Raw genomic sequence first — 18,147 nt, forward strand, 5'->3', positions numbered from 1 at the left:
CGATCACCTTGAGGTTCTGCCGGTGGGGTCGAGGCTGTCGCGCAGCCAGTCACCGAGAAGGTTGAGGCCAAGCACGGTCAGAAGGATGGCAAGACCGGGGAAGACGCTGACCCACCATGCCGTTTGCAGATAGGTGCGGCCATCCGCCAGCATGCCGCCCCAGCTCGGAATGGTCGGATCGACACCGAGGCCGAGGAAGGTGAGGCTGCTTTCCAGCAGGATGTTGTTGGCGACGTTGAGCGTCATCAGCACGATGACCGGGCCGATCAGGTTCGGCAGAAGGTGCTGGAGAATGATGCGCCAGTCCTTCACGCCAATGGCGCGGGCGGACAGGATGAATTCCCGTTCGCGCAGCGTCAGCACCGAGCCGCGCACCAGACGGGCATATTGTACCCATTGCGAGACGATCAGGAGGATGATGGTGTTGGTGAGGCTGCCGCCAACAATTGCGATGAAGGTGATGGCCAAGAGAATGAAGGGCATGGCGAGCTGGATATCGGCAAAGCGCATGACCAGCATGTCCCAGAAGCCGCGATAATAACCGGCGACCAGGCCGACGATCACGCCGAAGACCACGGCCCCGATGACCGAGGTGAAACCGACGAGCAGCGAAATCTTGCCGCCGGCCACGACACGGGCCAGTACGTCACGGCCGAGCGGATCGGTGCCGAGCGGATGGGCGGCGCTAGTGAAGGGCTTGGCAAGGCGCGCCATCAGGTCGATCTTTTCGGCACCGCCCGGAAACAGCACGTCGGAAAGAAGAACGGCAAGGCAGATGACGACGGTAAGTAGGGCGCCGAGGATGAATTCGAGATTGTTGAAGCGCGACAGGCGCGAGGTTTTGGCAGCCATCGTCAATTACTCCGTGCGGATGCGCGGATCGACCAGCCCGTAGGCGATATCGACCAGAAGGTTGATGCCGACGATCATCAGCGACAGCACGGTGATGACGGCCTGAAGCACGGGATAGTCGCGCGCGCCCACCGCATCGAAGGCGAGCGTGCCGAGACCCGGCCAGTTGAAGACGCGCTCGATGACGACGATGCCGCCGAGAAGTCCGCCGAATTGCAGGCCGAAATAGGTAATCAGCGGAATGGCGCAGTTACGCAGCGCATGCTTGTAAAGCACCTTGTTTTCGCTGAGGCCCTTGGCGCGCGCCACCATGACATATTGCGAGCGCAGCGTATCGAGCATGGCCGTGCGCACCAGGCGGACATTGGTAGCCGTCAGGATAACGCCCATGGTGACCGATGGCATGATGTAGCTTGCAAAGCCGCCCATGCCGCTTGGCGGCAGCCAGCCGAGCGTGATGGAGAAAAGCAGCACCAGCATGGTGGCCAGCCAGAAATTGGGGAATGACAGGCCGACGAGCGAGAAGATACGGATCACCTGATCGGCCGTCTTGCCGCGCGAGGTCGCGGCCTTGATGCCGAGCGGAATGGAAAGCGCAATCGACACCGCCATGGAGATGAAGGCGAGAAGCAGCGTGGCGGGCAGGGCATCGGCGATGAGCCGCGATACCGGCGTGCTGCCAGTGAAGCTGCGGCCGAAATCGAGCGTAACCAGGCCTTTCAGGAAGCTGAAATATTGCACGAAGAACGGCCGGTCGGTTCCAAGCGCCGCACGAATGCGCGCCAGATCGTCTTCCGTCATGCTGCCGCCGCCCTGGAACATGGTGACAGCCGGATCGCCCGTCAGGCGAATGGCGAAGGAAACGAGAAGGGTGATGGCGATGACGACGAAAATCGCCTGCAGCAATCGCTTGATGAGGAAACCGGCCACGTTTTTTACCTTGAAGAGAGACCCGACCTTGCCCGCGGGATGGCGGGCAAGGCGCTTTTAGGGAGGATAAGCCTGATTATTCGACGGTGACGTCGGTCAGCTTCAGGCGGTTATCCGGCGGTGCCACGAAACCCTTGACCCGCTTGTTGATGCCGTAAATGGCATTGGTGTTGTAAAGCGGAATTTCCAGCGCGCGCTCGGCGGCATAGGCGCCGACTTGCTTGAGGATCTTTTCGCGCTCGGCTCGGTCAGTCAGCGGGCGCTGCGATTCCAGCAGCTTGTCCAGCTTCTCGTCCTTGTCGTAAGGATTCCACTTTTCACCCGAGTGGTACATGGAATAGGCCGTGTTGTCGTAATCGAAGGTCCAGCCGCCCCATTTCTGCTGGAACATCGCGCCGGTCTTGCCCTGCGGGATGATGTCGTTCAGGAGCACGTTGGTCTCATAGGGCTTGATGGTGGCGGTGATGCCGACCATGGACAGATAGCTGGAGATGACCTGCGCGACTTCGTTCATCGTCGCATCGTTGCCTCTGATATCGATCTGCAGTGCCGCACCTGGCTTGACGCCGGCTTCCGCGAGCAGCTTCTTTGCGCCTTCCGGATCATAAGGCAGCGGCTTCAGATCGGCGTCGTAACCGAAGGACAGCGCGCTCTGGAAGCTGGCGATTTCCGAGGCCTGACCGGCAAGGATCGACTTGACGATCGTGCCGCGATCAACGGCCATGATGATGGCCCTGCGCACCTTGGGATCAGCGGTGATGCCGTCACGAGTGTTGAAACGCAGCGCATCCACCGTCGGGCCTGGAACGCTGACGATCTCCAGCTTGGAATCGCCTTCGATGACCGGGATCATGCCAATCGGGATGGTGGGCGGAATGACGAGATCGACGCGGCCGGCCTGCAATTCGGCAACTGCGGTCGCCGGCTCGGCGATGAAGCGGAATTCCAGTTCGGAGAGCTTTGGTGCGCCGCCCCAGTAATCCGGGTTGGCTTCCAGCTTGATGTTGGTCTTCGGCGCATAGGAGACGAATTTGAACGCGCCGGTGCCGACCGGGTTGAGGTTGAAGTTGTCCTCACCCTTTTCCTGAATGTATTTCGGCGGTACGATCATGCCGCCATAACCGGCAAGCTTGGTCAGAAGCACCGGATCGGGCGCCTTGAGCTTCATGTCGACGGTATAGTCGTCGATGACGTCGACGCTTTCGATGGCGACATAGTTGGAGCGCTGCGGGCCCTTGGCACCCTGTTCGCCGAGAAGGCGCTCGAAGGTGAACTTGACGGCGGCGGCGTTGAAGGGCTCGCCATTATGGAACTTGACGTTCTGGCGCAGCTTGAAGCGGATGCGCTTGCCTTCATCCAGCTCTTCCCAGGATTCGGCAAGGCCGGGCACGAGTTTCAGGTCCGGACCGCGATAGGTCAGGCCATCAAAGATGTTGGTGGCGACAGCTGCCCATTGCACCAGGAAGGTGTCGATCGGATCCCAGCTGCCGGGGTCCTGCGGGCTGGAAATGGTCATCTTGCCGGCGGCGAAAGCCGGCGCTGCGGTGAAGGCCGTGCCGGCCAGCGCAAGCGCGACGAACGTTGCCGTCATCCCCTTTTTGATTTTTGTCATCTACCTGTTCCTCTTCAGATGGTTACGGTTTTGGTTATTGTTCAGGCACTCTTCGCGATGAAGTGGCCTGGATTGATTTCCTCATGGGCGAGAATGGCGGGCTCATCGCCGACGCGGCGCACGGGATTGGGAATTTCGCCCTCGATCATGGCGATGCGGCGCTCGATCAGGGGGTCGGCAACCGGCACTGCTGAAAGCAGCCGGCGCGTATAATCATGCGTGGGCGTTTCGAAGACCTGCTGGCGGCTGCCCATTTCCATGATCTGGCCGAGATAAAGCACCGCGACGCGGTGGCTCATCTTTTCCACCACCGCCATGTCATGGCTGATGAACAGGTAAGCAAGACCACGTTCCGCCTGCAAATCCATGAACAGATTGATGATCTGGGCCTGGATGGAGACATCGAGCGCCGACAGCGCTTCATCGGCGATGATGAGCTTGGGATCGGAGGCGAGCGCGCGGGCAATGCAGACACGCTGCCGCTGGCCGCCCGAAAACTCGTGCGGATACCGCGATGCATGTTCCGAACTCAGACCCACCCGTTCCAGCAGTTCATCCACCCGGCGGCGCACCGCCTTGGCATCGTTGATCAGGCCGTGGGTATTGATCGGTTCGGCGATCGAGAAGCCTACCGTCTTGCGCGGATCGAGCGAGGCGAAGGGGTCCTGGAAGATATATTGCACTTCCTGCCGCATGCGGAAACGTTCCGCTGCCGACATCTCAGAATAGCTGCGGCCGTTGAAGGATATTTCGCCTGATACCGCCGATTGCAGCTGCTGGATTGTGCGACCGATGGTGGATTTGCCCGAACCGGATTCACCGACCAGCGCCAGTGTCTCTCCGGCATGGATGTCGAAGCTGACCTTCTGCACGGCGCTGCAACGGTGCGTCGCCTTGCCGAACAGGTTCTTGCGAATATCGAAGCGAACGAACAGGTCGCGAACCGAAAGCAGCGGCTTCTCGTCGTATTTTGCGGTGTTCTGCACCCGTTCCTCGCCCACCACGACCGGCTGGCCATCCTGCAGGACGGTGAGCGGAAGGCGCTTGGGAAACTCTTCGCCGGTCATGCTGCCGAGGCGCGGAACGGCGGAAAGCAGCGCCCGCGTATAGGGATGCTGCGGATTGGCGAAGATGTCCTTGACCGGGCCTTCCTCAACCTTCCTGCCCTTCCACATGACGACGACGTCATCGGCCATTTCCGCCACCACGCCCATGTCATGGGTGATGAAGACCATGCCCATGCCGAGCTTCTTTTGCAGGTCGCGCATGATGTTGAGGATCTGCGCCTGAATGGTGACATCAAGTGCCGTCGTCGGTTCGTCGGCGATCAGCAGCTTCGGCCGACAGGCAAGCGCCATGGCAATCATCACGCGCTGGCGCATGCCGCCGGAAAGCTGATGCGGATAACGGTGCAGAAGCTCGACCGCATCCGGCAACCGCACCATGTCGAGCAACTTTTTTGCCTCGGCCATGGCCGCCGCCTTGCCCATTTTCTCGTGCAGGACAAGCACTTCGCAGATCTGGTCACCGATGGTGAAGACCGGGTTCAGCGACGTCATCGGCTCCTGGAAGATCATGGCGATCTCCTTGCCGCGGATCGACCGCATTTCCTTCTGCGATGCCTTCAGCAGATCCTTGCCTTCGAACATGATGCGACCAGCGGGGTAAGTCGCGCCCATCATATCCGCAAGACGCATGGTCGAGAGCGACGTGACCGATTTGCCCGATCCGGATTCGCCGACGATCGCCACCGTCCTGCCGGCTTCCACGGCAAAGGAAATATCGTCCACGACGCGGCTGTCGCCGAACTCAACGCTCAGGTTTTCAACCGACAGGAGGGCGTTGCGGTTTGCGGCAGTCATATCAGCGTCTCCGGCTTGGCATGCGCGGCAATGCCGGCGCGGCCATCTGAAATAGTGAGGGGGCAAGGGCGTGGGGCAGGCGCGCGGGATGAAACGCTGTGCCGGAGGATGGGAGTGTCAAAAGAAAGCGCATGGCGTTTCAGGCGCGATGTAGATTGGCTGCTGCCGGTCGATACGGGAATTGCGACCTGGTCGAAGTGCTACGGGCGACCTCACCGGTGCCGGTAAAATGCCTGGTACCAGTCTCAGAATCGATGATGCGCATGAACTTGTATTCCCCACCCCTTGTTTTACAAAAAAGCTAACAAAACAGGACAATCATGTCCATAGTGTTGAACAATTTTTGTATACTGCTCTACAAATACGCAAGTGCATTTATTTTGGGCGCGGGTGTGCCGAAGGGCCGGACCCCGATTAAGGGATGTTTTTAGTCTGTATTGAGGATGTATCGATTTCAGTGGTTGCGGGTGCCGCTGCCCGTGATACAGGCCGGACGAAGACCATTGAAAAAGGATACCGGGTATGACGAATAGAACGGTTGCGGTCAGGCTATCCGGCTTCCTGCGTTGCGCATCGGTGCAGGATGTCCAACTTGTAGAAAGCCATCTACCCGATCACATTCGCCTGACCAGAGCGGAGCCGGGCTGTATTTCCTTTGAGGTATCGCAGACCGAAGACCCCCTGATCTGGAGGGTGGAAGAGCTTTTTGTGGACCGCGCTGCTTTCGATTTTCATCAGCAGCGCACGCGCGCATCTAAGTGGTTTGTTGCCACCTCCGCCATTCCACGGGACTATGAGATAGTGACGCTGGCGTAAATAAAGACAGGCCGCAGCGGCATTCCTGCCGGCTGCGGCCTGTTTGGATTTTTGGAGCACCAGTGGACTGGTGTCTGCGCCTATTCCTTCGGCATGCCGATCGGTGGCGCAAGACGCCGTTGCGCAGCGATGCGGAAGGGGGCGTTCATCGCGCCATAACCGCCGTAGGCACCGCGCCTTTCGACGATTTCGAAGAAGAACCCTTCGCCGAAGGTGCGGCTGTATATCTGGAAATATTCGCCGTTGTCGTCCCGGTCGTAGAGGATGCTTGCTTCCCGGAGTGCGTCGGAGAATTCCGGTTCCAGCCCGAAGCGGGCCTCCAGATCGTCATAATAATTGCGCGAGATCGGCAGGGCGTGAAAGCCGCGCGCATGCAGAGCCTTGGCGGTGGCGAAGATATCGTCCGTGGCGAAGGCGATGTGCTGGATGCTGGTGCCGAAACCCTCCGCCAGAAATTTGCCGGCAAAGGTCTTTCGGTTGTCGGCGCCGTTCATGGTCAGGCGGAAACGCGGGGAGGGCACGCTTTCTATGGCCTGACTGCGCACCAGACCGCCGGGATCGACCACATCCACCATCGGCGTGCGGCGCGTTGAAAACAGCGATGTGTAAAACAGAAGCCAGGTCAGCATTTCATCGTAATGCGTTGTTTGCGCAAGATGGTCGATGCGGGTCAGTCCGGTATTACCTGCCGGTGCCGTCGCATCGACCGGTGCGAATTCATTGTCCCAGATGGAGGCGAGCGCCGTGGACCCGTCGAGGAAATAGATGACGCCATTGCCCACGCCCTGAATGGCTGGAACCGCGACTTCGCCGGATTTGCGCGGTTCGGCGAATGTCGGCGCGCCCAGCGCTGCCGCACGCGCAAGCGCTGCCTGCGCATCATCGACCTTCAGGCCGAACGCATAGGCATTGGTGCCGTGGATGGAGTAGGATGCACCGGCGAAACTCTCACCGGTACCGCCGGTATTGATGACGATGCGAATGTCGCCCTGCGTATAGAGGTCGACATCGCGATTGCGGTGCCTCGCGGTTTTATCAAAACCGAGTGTGGCGAGCAGCGCTTCCAGATTGGCCTTTTCCTCCGGTGCCGTTGTGAACTCGACAAACTCCACGCCTTCCGTCTGCACCCGCTCAGGCATGGCGGGCGCCTCGATGCGGATGTCGGGCTCCAGACGGCGCACCTGATCCATGAGGTTGATGAGCGAACGATGGCCGTCCTCAGCCAGCAGGCGCGCCGAGCCACCGCGGAACTGGTCGTTGAAGATTTCGAGCGACAGCGGGCCGCTATAACCGGTTGCGGCGACAGCGCGCATGAAATCCACCACCGGCAGATCGCCTTCGCCGGGCATGTTGCGGAAATGCCGGCTCCAGTACAACAGGTCCATGTCAATCAGCGGTGCGTCGGCCAATTGCACGATGAAGATCTTGTCGCCGGGAATGGAGCGGATGGAGTTGGGATCGATCTTGCGCGACAGCGTGTGGAAGCTGTCGAGGATGATACCGACATTGGGGTGATCGGCGCGGCGCACCACTTCCCACGCATCGCGATGATCGCTGATGTGCCGGCCCCAGGCCAGGGCCTCGTAACCCACGCGAACGCCATGCCTGGCCGCAAGCTCGCCAAGCTCATGGAAATCGGCGGCGGCGCGGTCTATGCCACCCAGCGACACCGGCGAGACATTCGAGCAGATCAGCATCAGATCGGTCCCGAGTTCGCCCATGATGTCGAATTTACGCCCTGCGCGCTCGAAGGCGCGGGCGCGGTGCGGTTCCGGCATGCCTTCGAAATCGCGGAACGGCTGGAAAAGCGTGATATCCAGCCCATGATCTGCCGCAAGGGTCTTAACCTCGCGCGGCGAGGCGTCGTAGGTCAGGAAATCGTTCTCGAAAATCTCCACACCAGTGAAACCGGCCTTGGCAATGGCCGCCAGTTTCTCCGGGAATTCGCCGCTGATGGAGACGGTGGCGATGGAAGTACGCATTGGCACGCCCTGTTTGCCTGTGTCATAGCTCGCCATATTGCGTTCCTTTTCAGCGTTATGTACTAATTGGTTAATAATAGGGGTGCGGCGGCAAGCCGTATACCCTGCTGATGGATGGATCATGACAAAAAGCGCAACTTCGAACGGCACCAGCGAAACCCGGCAGGCGAAGCGCGATCCGGAAGGCGTGCGCCGAGACATTCTTTCCGTTGCGATGGAGGAGTTTTCGCAAAACGGCCTGTCGGGGGCGCGCATCGATGAGATCGCCGCCCGCACGCGTACATCCAAGCGGATGATCTATTATTATTTTACCGACAAGGAAGGGCTTTACCAGCGCGTTCTTGAAGAAGCCTATGCCAAGGTGCGTGGCGGCGAGAGCGATCTGGAGCTGGACGGTCTGGAGCCGGTTGCGGCGCTCGAAAAGCTCTGTCGGTTCACTTTCGATCACCATCGCCGCAACCCGGCTTTCATCCGCATGGTGATGATCGAGAACATTCATCACGGCCGGCACATGCAATCGTCCGGAACGATCCGCCAGCTCAACCGGCCGGCCATCGATGCCCTGGAAAGCGTGCTGCTGCGCGGCCAGAGGAGCGGCATTTTCCGCAACGGCATCAATGCGCTGGAACTGCACTGGCAGATCAGCGCGCTGTCCTTTTTCAACGTCTCGAACGTCGCAACCTTCTCGTTCATCTTCGGCGACGGGCTGTTTACCGAGAAGGGTCAGCAAACATTGTCGCATCACGTCAGCGACATGGTGTTGCGATATGTGCTGAGCCCGGACCATATCACGAAGATCGGGAAAGACGGCCGATGAGGTGGCTGAGCGCCACCCCGTAACCTTCGATGCCGAGACCGGCGATCACGCCTTCGGCGCGCGTCGAGATATAGGAATGGTGGCGGAAGATCTCCCGTTTGTGGATGTTGGAAATGTGAACCTCGATCACCGGTGCCTCGAAGGTATTGAGTGCATCGAGGATCGCCACCGAGGTATGGGTAAAGGCACCGGGATTGATGACGATCCCTGCCGATGTGCCGCGCGCCGCATGGATCCAGTCTATCAGCTCGTATTCCCGGTTGCTCTGGGCAAAGAATATCTCGTGCCCCGCCGCCTCGGCAATCGCGCGGCAATTGGCCTCCACATCGGCCATCGTCTCGTAGCCGTAGATTTCCGGCTGGCGTTGGCCGAGCAGGTTGAGGTTCGGTCCGTTAAGTATGGTGAAAAGGCTCACGTCACACCCTCTTTCGTGCAAATTTCGGTAAAATGTGCCGTCATGCGTTCGGCATCAGGTTCACGGCCGCAGAACAGCCGAAACGCGCCAACAGCCTGAAACACCGTCATGCCGCCGCCGGGCAGGGTGCGACAGCCTTTTTGGGCCGCCGTCGCCAGAAGCTCGGTCACCAGCGGCATATAAACGATATCGGCCACCCAGTGCCGTTGTTCAAGAAGGTCGGCCTTGACCGGCATGCCGGGATGGGCGGGCATGCCCATCGGTGTGGCGTGGATCAACCCATCCGCGAAGGGCAGGGAATCTGCCGGGTCTTTCACGGCAAAGGCGTGGCCTTCGCCAAAACGGGCGTTGAGTTCGGCAGCCAGATGCTCGGCGCGGCTGAAATCGCGGTCGCAGATATCGAGATGGGTAATGCCGAGTTTCAGCGCCGCATGGGCCACCGCGACGCCTGCACCACCAGCACCGACCAGCAGCGCCCCGTCGCGTTTCGCATCCGGCAGGCCGCGCATGAAGCTTTCGTAAAATCCGTACCAGTCCGTATTGTGCCCAATGCGACGTCCGTCCTTGAAGACGACGGTGTTGACCGCGCCGAGCATGCGGGCATCATCAGACAATTCATGCAGGTGCGGAAGGACCGCCTGCTTGAAGGGATGGGTAATGTTGGTGCCAGCAAAGCCGCGCGATTCCAGCTCATTGAGCAGATCGGGAAGCGCGCTTTCCGGCAGCTTGCGCGCCACGACATCGACAAGCTCGTAGGAATAGTCGAGGCCGTGGGCAGCCCCTTCGCGCATGTGCAGCGCGGGAGATTTGGAAAGCTGGATGTCGGCGCCAATCAGGCCGACCTTGAAGGATTTGGTGTCTGTCATGATCAGGTCATCGCTCATCGAACGTGGTGGGAGAGGCGGGGGTCATCCCCGCCTGCCTGTCGGCTCCGGGTGAGCCTTAGTGATGGGCGAGAATTTCGCCGAGGAATGTGCGGGTACGCTGGTGCTTGGGATCGCGGAAGAACTCGTCCGGCGGGCCTTCCTCGATGATTTCGCCTTCCGACATGAAGACCACACGGTCGGCAACCTGCCGGGCAAAGCCCATTTCGTGGGTCACGCAGATCATCGTCATGCCGTCGCGGGCAAGGCCGATCATCGTGTCGAGCACTTCCTTGACCATTTCGGGATCAAGCGCCGAAGTCGGCTCATCGAACAGCATGGCTTTCGGCTCCATGCAGAGCGCACGGGCAATAGCTGCGCGTTGCTGCTGGCCGCCGGAAAGCTGCGCCGGATATTTATCGGCCTGATTGAGAATGCGCACGCGCTCCAGATATTTGCGCGCGGTCGCTTCCGCATCGGCTTTCGACAGGCCCTTCACCCGCATGGGCGCCAGGGTGCAGTTTTCCATGATGGTCTTGTGCGGGAAGAGATTGAAGCTCTGGAACACCATGCCCACTTCACGGCGAACCGCATCGATGGCGCGGGTCGAATCCGAAAGCGTGGTTCCCTCGACCGTGATCTTGCCCTCCTGGATTTCTTCCAGATGGTTGATGCAGCGGATAAGGGTGGATTTTCCTGAACCGGACGGGCCGCAAAGAACGATTTTTTCGCCTTTGCGAACCGTCATGTTGACGCCTTTCAGCGCATGGAAGGCTCCATACCACTTTCCAACCCCTTCAAGGGCGATCAGCGGAGCCTGTGCGGCGGAGGATTGCGACATGGAACTTTCCTTCATGCTGCGAAGCAGCGTTAGTTAACGGTGTAGGGAATGTCAGGAAGCGAGGCCGGGAAGTCCGGAACCGGGCGCTTCATCCATTTGGCATAGACTTTTGCGAGCTCGCCATTGGCCTTGGCTTTGTCGAGCCAAGCGTTGAGTGCCTCGTTCCAGTCCTTTTCACCGGGGCGCGTGGCGGCGCTGTTGTAGAGGGTCACGAGGTCGAACTTCACCTCGTAATCCTTGCCGCCAGCCGCTGCGAGACGGTCACCATAAAACTGGTTGCCGCCGATTGCCTCGATCTGGCCCGACAGGATCGCCTGAATGGTGGCGGCGTCATCGTCGAAACGCAGAATTTTTGCCTTGGTGCCGGCACCTGCGGTCAAAGCCGTGTCCATCGGACTGGATTTCGGCGCGCCGACGGTCATTCCCGTGAGATCGTCGAAGTTGGCGATCTTCTTGTCCTTGGTGGCATAGACCGACATGACGTTATGCGCGTAAGGCTGCGCATATTGTACGTTTTTCGCGCGTTCCGGCGTCATCCCCATCGACGCGAACAGGGCATCGACCTTTCCGGTGCGAAGCGACGGGATGCGGTTGGCGACTGCAAGCGGTACGAACTCCACTTTCAGTCCAAGATAGTCCGCAAACGCGCGGGCCAAATCCGCATCATAACCTTCCTGAACACCAGAGGAATTTATGAAGCCCCAGGGCGCGTTGTCGCCCTGAATGCCGATGATGATCTTGCCGCTGGACTTTGCTTCTTCAAGTGTTCTGGCTTCTGCGCCTGCGGGTGTCAGGATTGGCAGCAAAGCTGCTGCCAATCCGACGGCGATGGCTGTTCGCCAACGCGTCTGTTTGTTAAAGATTCCCATTGGTTACTCCTCCCAATCCAGCCTCTTCCGGTCTTCACTTCACTGTGAAAGGAATATCCGGCAGGCTTTCCGGGAAAGCGGGAACTTCGCGCTTCATCCACTTGTCGTAGATCTTGGCAAGCTGGCCATCCGACTTGATCTTGTCGAGGAAGGCGTTGACGGTCTCGTTCCAGTCCTTTTCACCCGGACGGGTGCCGGCGCCGTTGTAAAGCGTCGTCAGGTCGAACTTCGGCTCGTATTTGCCGTTGGCAGCCTGATTGAGGCGGTCGCCATAAAACTGGTTGCCACCGACAACCTCGACCTGGCCGGAAATCAGCGCCTGAATGTTGGCGGCATCATCGTCAAAGCGCAGGATCTTGGCCTTGGAGCCTGCACCTGCCGTGATCGCCGTGTCCATGGCGCTGGACTTCGGAACGCCGACGGAAACGCCGGTCAGATCGTCATAGTTGCCGATCTTCTTGTCCTTGGGGCCGTAGACGGAAAGCACGTTACCGGCATAGGGCTTGGAATACTGGATGGTCTTGGCGCGCTCGGCGGTCATGCCCATGGTTGCGAACAGCAGGTCGACCTTGCCCGTCAGAAGGGCCGGAATGCGGTTTGCCACGGCAAGCGGTACGAATTCCACCTTGACGCCGAGATATTCGGCAAACGCCTTGCCGATATCGGCATCGAGGCCGTCCTGAACGCCGCTCGAATTGACGAAGCCCCATGGCGAATTGTCGCCCTGAATGCCGATTACGACCTTGCCCTTGGCCTTGGCCTCATCCACCGTGCCGGCGAAGGCGTCGACCGGTGCGATAAAGGGCAGGGCGACCGTAGCTGCGGCGAGCGCGAGCAGGGTGCGACGTGAGAATTTACCGTTGGATTTCATCTTTTGCTCCTCCTTACAAAGCTTGATGACATGTTGATGGGTATTAGCGGGAAGCGGCTTGCATCCGCTTTTCTACACTGGCGCCCCACAGGGAAAGCGGCCAGCAGATCAGGAAATACATGATGCCGACGATGGCAAAGACCGTCAGCGGACGGAACGTCTGGTTGGAGACGATCTGGCCGGCGCGGGACAGTTCGACGAAGCCGACAATGGCGGCAAGCGACGTGCCCTTGATGAGCTGCACCAGAAAACCGATGGTGGCGGGCAGCGAAATCTTGAAGGCCTGCGGCAGAACCACGTCCTTCATACGCGACACGTAGTGCAGGCCAAGCGCGTTGGCGGCTTCGGTCTGACCCTTCGGCACAGCCTGGATGCCACCGCGCCAGATTTCACCCAGAAAGGCGCTGGCATGCAGGGTGAATGCGATGGCGACCGCAATCCAGGCATCGACATTCAGGCCCGCAAGCGCCACGCCGTAATAAACGACGAAAAGCTGCATCAGGAGCGGTGTGCCCTGGAAAATCGCGATGAAGCCGGTGCTGGCGCGCTGGATCGCCGGGGTTTCGGCAACGCGGCCAAGCGCGACGCAAAGACCGAAAATGCCGCCGCCGATGAAGCCGATCAGGGTCAGCGCAAGGGTCCATTTCAGGCCCTGCAGCAGGAAGAACAATTCGTTGGAACCGATGGATGCCATTGTCTTTTCCTCACTTGACCGGATAGCTGAACGATGTGCGGGAGATGAGGGAAAATACCCCCATCATCAGCGAGGAAATGACCAGATAAAGCAGCGTGATCGAGAAATAGACCTCAAAGGAGCGGAAGGTGTCCGCTTCGATCTGCTGGGCCACCGAGGTCAGTTCGTAAGCCGCAATCGAGGTACAGACCGAAGTGGTCAGCGTCAGCATGATGAACTGGCTGGTGAGTGACGGATAGACCGCGCGAAGCGCCGGCTTCAGAATGATGTGCCGGAAGATCTGCGCCCGGTGCAGGCCAAGCGCCAATCCCGCCTCAACCTGACCCTTGGGAATAGAATCGACGCCGCCGCGAATGATTTCAATGGCATAGGCGCCGCCGTTCAACGCAAGCGCAATGATTGCCGTGACCGTGGGGTTAAGCTTGATGCCGATTTGCGGCAGGGCGAAGAAGATGAAGAATATCTGCACCAGAAACGGCGTGTTGCGAATGGCTTCCACGAATCCGATGACCAGACCGCGCAGCAGCTTGAAGCGCGAGCGGCGGGCCACGACGCCGAGAACCCCGATGACGGTGGCAAGCGACATGCCGGCGATTGCAAGGCCGATCGTTGCAAGACAGGCCAGAAGCAGCTCGGGCAGACGGTCTATAACCGCCGAAAAATCGAGACTGTAAGACATATTTCCTCCCAACCCGTTCGGGTCCGAACAGACGTTTCGCCTTGTTCGCATCGCTTTGGAAACCCTGTGGCTCCAAAGCCCTCCGTTTGTTTTTACCGTGCCGGGGAAGCTCCACACTTCTGTGCCAGCATAGCGTTAACCTGAATGTTTGTACCAGTTAGTTCAATTTTGTGTCAAGCGCCAACTCCGGTTAGAAACAGCTTAAAGATCACTTTTTCTTCATTCATCTTGTTCAAGAAAGTCGTTTTTTATCAACGACTAATGTGATTGGTCGCAAGCGTTTTCATCGCGCGCCCGCGCCATTCCCATCTCGCTGGCAAAAGCGCCCGAAGGCCGCTCAGTCCTCGCGAAAATCTGTCGTTCCCTCTTTATTCTTCGCTTGCTCCCAGCCGGTCGATCTGCCCCGCGAGGCGCTCGGCGATCAGGAGTGAGGACCCCGTTGCCGTCACCATTTGCGGCAGCGACAGCCATTCGAGCATCCAGCCCGCGCCCGAACGTTCCTGTTCGTGAACGAGAGACTGGTGCAATGCCGAAATCTGCACGGCGTTGAAGCGTGCCAGCGTCACCAGCGTTTCCGCATTGACCGGGTTCTGCTTGTGCGGCATCGCCGAGGAACCACCCCCGCCGCTCATGCGAATTTCGGCGCCGACTTCGGCCAGAAGCGCGATATCCTGCCCGAACTTGCCAAGCGTGCCGGTGACGAGCGACAGCAGATTGGCAAGCTCGGCGATACCGTCGCGCTGGCTGTGCCACTGCGGCCTGTCAGAAAGGCCGAGACGCTTTGCGAGATCGGCGCGGACAGTGCCGGCATTGTCGCCGAGCTTTTCCAGCGTGCCGACCGCGCCGCCGAACTGGACGGCAAAACCGTGCTGCAAAAACGTGTCGATCCGAACCAGATGCCGTTCCAGCGGATCGATCCAGCTTTCCACCCTGTCGCCGACCGTGATGGCGATGGCGGCCTGCATGCGGGTATATCCCGTCAGCGGGTTGCTGCCATCGCGGGCCGCAATATCACCCAGCGTATCGATGAGGCGGCCGAGCCGTGCCGCGATGATTTCCGCTGCCGCCTTCAGCCGCAGCATCAGGCTGGTATCGATGACATCCTGGCTGGTGGCGCCGAAATGCAGCTTTTCCGCCGCAGTACCGGCAACCGCCGCCCGCATCTGCCGGACAAGTTCCGGCACCACAACGCCGTCCTTGGCGACGCCATGGCGAAGCGCGGTGGTATCGGCGGCAAAATCGGAAAGGCGCGAGACGATCGCATCCGCCGCATCCGCTTCAATGACGCCCGCCCCGGCTTGCGCCTGCGCCAGCGCCGTCTCGAAACGGATCATGGCGTCGATATCCGCTCTGGCCGAAAACAGCTCAACGATTTCGCTGTCGCCAAAAAGGCCGGAGAGAAACGGATGTTCGAAGGGGGAAAGGCTCATCTCAGGTTACAGCTCCGCTCAGATATCGAAAAACACGGTTTCGCCCTCGCCCTGAAGGCGGATATCGAAACGATAGATGTTTCCTTCCTCCTTTTTGGCGACAAGGGTGGCGATGCGGCTTTTCTGCTCGACGCGGGCAAGGACCGGATCGGCGGCATTGGCCTCCTGCTCTTCGGGAAAATACATGCGGGTTTGCAGGCCGATATTTATACCGCGCGCCACGATCCAGAAAGTGATGTGCGGCGCCATCCACCGGCCGTCGCGAAAGGGCACCTTGCCGGGCTTGATGGTGTCGAAGATGAATTCGCCGGTATCCATGTCGCCGGGCGAGCGGCCCCAGCCGGTGAAATTCGGATCCGCCTTGCCGCGTGTTTCGCTGGGGCTGTTGTAATAACCGTCCGTATCCGCCTGCCAGATTTCGATCAGGGCGTCCTTAAGCGGCATGCCAGCGCCGTCGTAGACCGTGCCACGCACGCTTATGCGTTCGCCGCGAGCCTCGTCGTTATAGAGCGCGCCGGAGCCCAGGTCCTTTTCGAACACGCCCTCGATGCCAACGAAATTGGGGGTGCAGCCGATATGGACATATGGACCTGCCGTCTGCGACGCTGATTCCTTGAGATAACCGAGCGGCTGGACCATGATCAGTTGCCTTCCTTGCGATTTTCGAAAAACGTGGAGCGGCGGCCGCGAAGCACGATGTCGAACTTGTATGCCAGCATGTCCATGGGAATGTTTGAATTCATATCCAGCGGCGCGATCAGCCGCTTGATCGCATCCTCGTCCGGGATGGTTTTGACGATCGGACATTTCCAGATCAGCGGATCGCCTTCGAAATACATCTGGGTTATCAGCCGCTGGGCAAAGCCGTGGCCGAAGACCGAGAAGTGGATATGGGCAGGCCGCCAGTCGTTGACGCCGTTCGGCCAGGGGTAAGCGCCAGGCTGGATGGTCTTGAACCAGTAATAACCGTTCTCATCCGTGATCGTGCGGCCGACGCCGCCAAAATTCGGATCGATGGCGGCGAGATAGGTTTCCTTCTTGTGGCGATACCGCCCGCCGGCATTGGCCTGCCAGAATTCCACGAGCGCACCGTCCACGCCGCGGCCGCGCTCGTCCAGCACCCGGCCGTGGACCAGAATACGCGGGCCAATCGGCATTTCGCCAGGGCGGGCATAATTGAGGATCAGGTCGTTATCCAGCTCGTTCAGCAGGCTGTGGCCGAAAACCGGCCCGGTGATCTCGCTTTTGGTGCCTTCCAGCGAAATCAGGGCGCGCTGCGGAGAACGCAGGACAGAGGTCTTGTACCAGGGAGCATAGGCCAGCGGATGAATGTCGCGGTCGCGTGCGAAGAACGGCCCGGTTTCGGGCTTTGTATTACTCATTTCGTCTCCTCCTCGTCGCGGGAACTATCGGCTTTCATGCCGGCCAGAGCAAGCTTGGCGGTCTTGAAAGCGTGGTTGGCGGCGGGCACGCCGGCATAGATTGCGACGTGCAGCAGCGCTTCGCGAATATCCGCTTCGGTGGCGCCGGTATTGGCGGTGGCGCGCACATGCATGGCAAGTTCCTCGTCCTGCCCGAGTGCGGCAAGCAAGGCGATGGTGACCATCGAGCGCTCGCGCTTCGTCCAGTGGTTACCGGACCACACCGTGCCCCAGGCCGCTTCGGTGATGAGCTGCTGAAACGGCTGGTCGAACCCCGTCGTCACCGTCTGCGCGCGGTCGACATGCGCGTCACCGAGCACGGCGCGGCGTGTTTTCATGCCCTGCTCAAATCTCTCGTTCTTGTCGATATTGTCCGCCATCTGTCAGTGCTCCGGCAAGGTCTTCAGAAAATCACCGACCGCCTGCGCATAGGCGAGCGGTTGTTCAAGGCATGGAATGTGGCCGCAGCGTGCAATGGTGGCGAGACGGCTTGCGGGAATGAGGTCCGCCAGTGATTGCACCAGTGCTGGCGGTGTCGACCCGTCTTCATCGCCCGCCACGCAGAACGTCGGAACAGCGATGCGGCCCGCTTCGTGCGTGAAATCGGCATCGCGTATGGCGGCGCAGGTACCGCTGTAACCGGCCTCCGGCTGTTGGGAAAGCATGTTGCGTGCACCCGCATAAAACACGTTGTCCGGCTGGCGAAAGGCTGGTGTGAACCAGCGCTCCATCACCGGATCGATCAGCGAGGCAAGGCCATCAGCGGCGATCTTGTCGATGCGCGCGTTCCACATCTCGGCGGTGCCGATCCTGTGGGCGGTATTGCTGAGCACAAGGGCACGCACGAGATCGGGACGCCGGGCATAAATTCCCTGTGCAACCAGTCCACCGACCGACAGACCCCAGATGACCGCATTGTTGACGGAAAGATGATCGAGGATGGCAATCAGGTCGTCCGCGTGATCGTCTATCGAATAGGCAGGGCGGCCGATATCGGACAGGCCATGGCCACGTTTGTCGTGCAGGACGAAAGCATATTTGTCGCCAAGTTCCGCAATCACCGCGTCCCAGATACGGAAATCGGTACCAAGTGAATTGATAAAGGCGATGACCGGCTTGCCGCTTTCCAGTTCGTGCGCACGATAATGGATCGCGTTTTCGCCACAGCGCAGAAAATGCATGATGTACGTCCT

General features: G+C 59.7%; 19 protein-coding genes. 2 read left to right on the top strand and 17 right to left on the bottom strand.

Annotated elements, in window-relative coordinates:
* Positions 1-3: 3 nt before the first annotated feature.
* The 4 genes from GH784_RS08240 to GH784_RS08255 form a co-directional block, all read right to left on the bottom strand.
* Entirely contained in the window at positions 4-852 is an 849-nt protein-coding gene (locus tag GH784_RS08240; protein WP_004430999.1) for an ABC transporter permease, read from the bottom strand.
* Positions 853-858: 6 nt separating this feature from the next.
* Entirely contained in the window at positions 859-1,782 is a 924-nt protein-coding gene (locus tag GH784_RS08245; RefSeq protein ID WP_003499197.1) for an ABC transporter permease, read from the bottom strand.
* 76 nt (positions 1,783-1,858) lie between these two features.
* Positions 1,859-3,394: an ABC transporter substrate-binding protein gene (locus GH784_RS08250; RefSeq protein WP_153793324.1), complete on the bottom strand. Its 1,536-nt coding sequence runs from the start codon at positions 3,392-3,394 to the stop codon at positions 1,859-1,861.
* A gap of 41 nt (positions 3,395-3,435) precedes the next feature.
* Positions 3,436-5,256 (bottom strand): ABC transporter ATP-binding protein, encoded by a 1,821-nt coding sequence (locus tag GH784_RS08255; protein WP_111801971.1) that lies wholly within the window; start codon positions 5,254-5,256, stop codon positions 3,436-3,438.
* Between the two features lie 522 nt (positions 5,257-5,778).
* Between GH784_RS08255 and GH784_RS08260 the strand changes: the two genes are divergently transcribed.
* Positions 5,779-6,072 (top strand): putative quinol monooxygenase, encoded by a 294-nt coding sequence (locus tag GH784_RS08260; protein WP_153793325.1) that lies wholly within the window; start codon positions 5,779-5,781, stop codon positions 6,070-6,072.
* An 80-nt stretch (positions 6,073-6,152) separates the two neighbouring features.
* Here GH784_RS08260 and GH784_RS08265 read toward each other — a convergent pair whose 3' ends face one another.
* The gene (locus GH784_RS08265; RefSeq protein WP_153793381.1) at positions 6,153-8,054 is read right to left on the bottom strand and encodes a bifunctional sugar phosphate isomerase/epimerase/4-hydroxyphenylpyruvate dioxygenase family protein; all 1,902 of its coding nucleotides are present in this window, start codon (positions 8,052-8,054) and stop codon (positions 6,153-6,155) included.
* A 121-nt stretch (positions 8,055-8,175) separates the two neighbouring features.
* Between GH784_RS08265 and GH784_RS08270 the strand changes: the two genes are divergently transcribed.
* Positions 8,176-8,871 (top strand): TetR/AcrR family transcriptional regulator, encoded by a 696-nt coding sequence (locus tag GH784_RS08270; protein WP_111801969.1) that lies wholly within the window; start codon positions 8,176-8,178, stop codon positions 8,869-8,871.
* Here GH784_RS08270 and aroQ read toward each other — a convergent pair.
* The 12 genes from aroQ to pcaD form a co-directional block, all read right to left on the bottom strand.
* Positions 8,843-9,286, bottom strand: a complete 444-nt coding sequence (gene aroQ / locus GH784_RS08275) for a type II 3-dehydroquinate dehydratase (RefSeq protein ID WP_004431014.1) — start codon at positions 9,284-9,286, stop codon at positions 8,843-8,845. The genes GH784_RS08270 and aroQ overlap by 29 nt on opposite strands.
* Positions 9,283-10,170 carry a shikimate dehydrogenase gene (locus GH784_RS08280; RefSeq protein WP_410170278.1) on the bottom strand — a complete coding sequence of 296 codons (888 nt, stop codon included), beginning with the start codon at positions 10,168-10,170 and terminating at the stop codon, positions 9,283-9,285. The genes aroQ and GH784_RS08280 overlap by 4 nt, the downstream gene beginning before the upstream one ends.
* A 58-nt stretch (positions 10,171-10,228) precedes the next feature.
* Positions 10,229-10,990 (bottom strand): amino acid ABC transporter ATP-binding protein, encoded by a 762-nt coding sequence (locus GH784_RS08285; RefSeq protein ID WP_004431018.1) that lies wholly within the window; start codon positions 10,988-10,990, stop codon positions 10,229-10,231.
* A 29-nt stretch (positions 10,991-11,019) separates the two neighbouring features.
* Positions 11,020-11,859, bottom strand: a complete 840-nt coding sequence (locus GH784_RS08290) for a transporter substrate-binding domain-containing protein (protein WP_153793328.1) — start codon at positions 11,857-11,859, stop codon at positions 11,020-11,022.
* Between the two features lie 34 nt (positions 11,860-11,893).
* The gene (locus tag GH784_RS08295) at positions 11,894-12,730 is read right to left on the bottom strand and encodes a transporter substrate-binding domain-containing protein (RefSeq protein ID WP_004431022.1); all 837 of its coding nucleotides are present in this window, start codon (positions 12,728-12,730) and stop codon (positions 11,894-11,896) included.
* 43 nt (positions 12,731-12,773) lie between these two features.
* A complete protein-coding gene (locus GH784_RS08300) occupies positions 12,774-13,424 on the bottom strand; it encodes an amino acid ABC transporter permease (RefSeq protein ID WP_004431025.1) in 651 nt (216 codons plus the stop codon).
* A 10-nt stretch (positions 13,425-13,434) separates the two neighbouring features.
* Positions 13,435-14,103 carry an amino acid ABC transporter permease gene (locus GH784_RS08305; RefSeq protein ID WP_004431026.1) on the bottom strand — a complete coding sequence of 223 codons (669 nt, stop codon included), beginning with the start codon at positions 14,101-14,103 and terminating at the stop codon, positions 13,435-13,437.
* 368 nt (positions 14,104-14,471) lie between these two features.
* Positions 14,472-15,533, bottom strand: a complete 1,062-nt coding sequence (locus tag GH784_RS08310) for a 3-carboxy-cis,cis-muconate cycloisomerase (protein ID WP_153793329.1) — start codon at positions 15,531-15,533, stop codon at positions 14,472-14,474.
* Between the two features lie 18 nt (positions 15,534-15,551).
* Positions 15,552-16,172, bottom strand: a complete 621-nt coding sequence (gene pcaG, locus GH784_RS08315) for a protocatechuate 3,4-dioxygenase subunit alpha (protein ID WP_112291436.1) — start codon at positions 16,170-16,172, stop codon at positions 15,552-15,554.
* Positions 16,173-16,174: 2 nt separating this feature from the next.
* Positions 16,175-16,915 (bottom strand): protocatechuate 3,4-dioxygenase subunit beta, encoded by a 741-nt coding sequence (gene pcaH / locus GH784_RS08320; protein ID WP_060642656.1) that lies wholly within the window; start codon positions 16,913-16,915, stop codon positions 16,175-16,177.
* Positions 16,912-17,334 (bottom strand): 4-carboxymuconolactone decarboxylase, encoded by a 423-nt coding sequence (gene pcaC / locus GH784_RS08325; RefSeq protein WP_004431033.1) that lies wholly within the window; start codon positions 17,332-17,334, stop codon positions 16,912-16,914. Before pcaC ends, pcaH begins: the two co-directional genes overlap by 4 nt.
* Positions 17,335-17,337: 3 nt before the next feature.
* A complete protein-coding gene (gene pcaD / locus GH784_RS08330) occupies positions 17,338-18,135 on the bottom strand; it encodes a 3-oxoadipate enol-lactonase (protein ID WP_153793330.1) in 798 nt (265 codons plus the stop codon).
* Between the last annotated feature and the right edge of the window lie 12 nt (positions 18,136-18,147).

Source organism: Agrobacterium tumefaciens (assembly GCF_009649785.1).
GTDB classification, from domain to species: domain Bacteria; phylum Pseudomonadota; class Alphaproteobacteria; order Rhizobiales; family Rhizobiaceae; genus Agrobacterium; species Agrobacterium tumefaciens.

What these genes read in the sequence shown, in the direction of transcription:
- pcaD (WP_153793330.1), bottom strand. Translation starts at nt 18,135, where the DNA reads ATGCATTTTCTGCGCTGTGGCGAAAACGCGATCCATTATCGTGCGCAC.
- GH784_RS08290 (WP_153793328.1), bottom strand. Translation starts at nt 11,859, where the DNA reads ATGGGAATCTTTAACAAACAGACGCGTTGGCGAACAGCCATCGCCGTC.
- GH784_RS08240 (WP_004430999.1), bottom strand. Translation starts at nt 852, where the DNA reads ATGGCTGCCAAAACCTCGCGCCTGTCGCGCTTCAACAATCTCGAATTC.
- GH784_RS08250 (WP_153793324.1), bottom strand. Translation starts at nt 3,394, where the DNA reads ATGACAAAAATCAAAAAGGGGATGACGGCAACGTTCGTCGCGCTTGCG.
- pcaG (WP_112291436.1), bottom strand. Translation starts at nt 16,172, where the DNA reads ATGGTCCAGCCGCTCGGTTATCTCAAGGAATCAGCGTCGCAGACGGCA.
- GH784_RS08260 (WP_153793325.1), top strand. Translation starts at nt 5,779, where the DNA reads ATGACGAATAGAACGGTTGCGGTCAGGCTATCCGGCTTCCTGCGTTGC.
- GH784_RS08300 (WP_004431025.1), bottom strand. Translation starts at nt 13,424, where the DNA reads ATGGCATCCATCGGTTCCAACGAATTGTTCTTCCTGCTGCAGGGCCTG.
- GH784_RS08285 (WP_004431018.1), bottom strand. Translation starts at nt 10,990, where the DNA reads ATGTCGCAATCCTCCGCCGCACAGGCTCCGCTGATCGCCCTTGAAGGG.
- pcaH (WP_060642656.1), bottom strand. Translation starts at nt 16,915, where the DNA reads ATGAGTAATACAAAGCCCGAAACCGGGCCGTTCTTCGCACGCGACCGC.
- GH784_RS08265 (WP_153793381.1), bottom strand. Translation starts at nt 8,054, where the DNA reads ATGCGTACTTCCATCGCCACCGTCTCCATCAGCGGCGAATTCCCGGAG.
- GH784_RS08255 (WP_111801971.1), bottom strand. Translation starts at nt 5,256, where the DNA reads ATGACTGCCGCAAACCGCAACGCCCTCCTGTCGGTTGAAAACCTGAGC.
- GH784_RS08280 (WP_410170278.1), bottom strand. Translation starts at nt 10,170, where the DNA reads ATGAGCGATGACCTGATCATGACAGACACCAAATCCTTCAAGGTCGGC.
- GH784_RS08310 (WP_153793329.1), bottom strand. Translation starts at nt 15,533, where the DNA reads ATGAGCCTTTCCCCCTTCGAACATCCGTTTCTCTCCGGCCTTTTTGGC.
- GH784_RS08305 (WP_004431026.1), bottom strand. Translation starts at nt 14,103, where the DNA reads ATGTCTTACAGTCTCGATTTTTCGGCGGTTATAGACCGTCTGCCCGAG.
- GH784_RS08270 (WP_111801969.1), top strand. Translation starts at nt 8,176, where the DNA reads ATGACAAAAAGCGCAACTTCGAACGGCACCAGCGAAACCCGGCAGGCG.
- GH784_RS08295 (WP_004431022.1), bottom strand. Translation starts at nt 12,730, where the DNA reads ATGAAATCCAACGGTAAATTCTCACGTCGCACCCTGCTCGCGCTCGCC.
- pcaC (WP_004431033.1), bottom strand. Translation starts at nt 17,334, where the DNA reads ATGGCGGACAATATCGACAAGAACGAGAGATTTGAGCAGGGCATGAAA.